The sequence below is a fragment of the Prevotella conceptionensis 9403948 genome (assembly GCF_000312305.1).
GTDB lineage: Bacteria > Bacteroidota > Bacteroidia > Bacteroidales > Bacteroidaceae > Prevotella > Prevotella conceptionensis.
On the sequence record NZ_HE999467.1, the window covers coordinates 1 to 2,079 of the forward strand.

Genomic DNA, 2,079 nt, shown 5'->3' on the forward strand with positions numbered 1-2,079 from the left:
GGATGCTTACGTTCCTATCTTATGTATAATTTTATATAGAGTCGGTTCATACCTTTTCCCAGTTCTAATCCATTCTCCTCGTATCCCATGTATGTTCCCATCATGACCAATAACAAATACAGGAAGTTTAGAATGGTTCATGGAGAAACCTAAATCACCATAAGAGTCACCGGTTTAGTACGAAGGAGTAGCACCCAATCCCCTATCTTGACGAGAATGTACTTGCGCAATTACAGTGAAAACTTCATTTCCATGTTTCAACTTACGCCCTCTAAGTTGGTAGTGGTACTTTCCTATTTCTGTTGTATTTGAATTATTGCCATAATCAGGAAGTACAAGGACACTACCGCCTTTTAGGACAAAGCCACCTACCTCTCGCCCTCCTCTTTCTTTAGGCGTACGGTAATGCTTATTGAAAAAAATGAAAATCAATCAAGTGATTGATTTGACAACTCCCATTTGGGAGCATTACTCGGCCGTTGAAATGCGATTGGAAATCACATCTCAACGACCGAGGTCAAAAACCTAACAAAGAAGAGCCTTGACTATACAGGTGACAACCCCTTTTATAGTACAACTCATTTGAATATAATTTGATCAGTTTGATATACCACTCCTTTTATTTTATACATATCATCTCTAAAAAGACACTCTATTAAGACATTATGATTATAATCGTATATTTTAATAATATCCTTGGAACCAAATTTTATATACTTTATGTGTGAGTTTTTTAAAGTTAGTAAAATGTCTTTAATCTTTTCTTTTTCTTTAATTTCATATTCTATCCCTCCTTTGTAAACCTTCATAAGACTTATATTATCTAACTTGATATCAACAATTGGAGATTGTTTTGTATTACAAGTGTCTTTTACTTTACTTATTTGTACAACCAAACAAAAGCAAAGTAAATATAACTCCAAGTCGCAATAATTTAATTCTCATACTAATTCTATTTTTGCTGCTTAATAGGATTTATCACCGCATCTTGAAATTTTGTATCAATATAGCACCAGGATTCTTTAAGACTTTGCCTTCCTTTGGATTACTATTAACTATATCTCTTACATATTTATAGAGAGCGTTAGGGGTTGTATAACTGATTCCCCAAGTTGATTCATCAGCTCCATTACTCTCTATCCACCACTTATATCGGTCTAATGCCTCAGCAACACCTGAACAAGCCAAATCCGAGCAATTATTTGTAACTGATGTATATTCTTTATTCGATTTCATATGACTTGCAATATCAGCTATCGCTTCCATATCTTCTTCATAACCAGAATAGAGTTTTATAATACCATCTGCTACTTTACCCTCTGCTCTACTAGGGTCACTATTTATTAAATAGCTTTCCTTTAGATCTTTGAAAATCTGATATTCTGCTATTGGTCCAGAAAATGCATCCTTAGGCCCTGCAGAGCCGATACCGTCAGAAATGCCATCTCCGTTTTTATCAATACCTGGCCACAAATCATAGTAAGTGTATGTACCATCTGCAACCATCCTTGATTTTGTTATAGTTCTTCCTTTTTCTTGTACCTTGTAATATTGTTTTTTGTAATTGGATACTGCAACGGCGGCATGTCCATAACTTCCATTTCCTGTAGCCCATACCAACAAAATGACATCTCTTCCATCAGGATCTATCGCATTTATTGGATTATTCACACAATAAGCATAACTACTCATGTTTGGATACTTCTCCGCCAAAGCATCCACCCCATACCACAAACTCGTCCTTGGGTTCATATACCTCGCTCCATAATAGTACAGCCCCGTTTCTTGGTCAAACTCCTTGCCATTGAACTTATACGGCATTTCTTCACTACTGCTGTGTTCATCCACAAGCAACTCTCCGTAGGGCAAGTACGCATCAAACTGGGTGATGTTGGCCTTGGCATCGGTGATGTAAGAGGTGCTGCCGAGGTGGTCACTATGATAGAAGAAGATATCCTCGGTGTTGGTGGTGTCTGTTGGGACATAGCCATACCCTGGCTGTGCATTATCGGGATCTTCGGGCCTGTTCCATTGGATGGGTGGGCCGGGAACATCTCCTTTCTTGTTGAACTTCGGTCG

General features: G+C 37.8%; 1 protein-coding gene. It reads right to left on the reverse strand.

Annotated features, from left to right (window positions below; translation table 11 throughout):
* Positions 1 to 978: 978 nt before the first annotated feature.
* Positions 979 to 2,079: RHS repeat domain-containing protein (locus BN93_RS18845; protein ID WP_232211217.1), on the reverse strand; the 1,101-nt coding region annotated here is incomplete at its 5' end.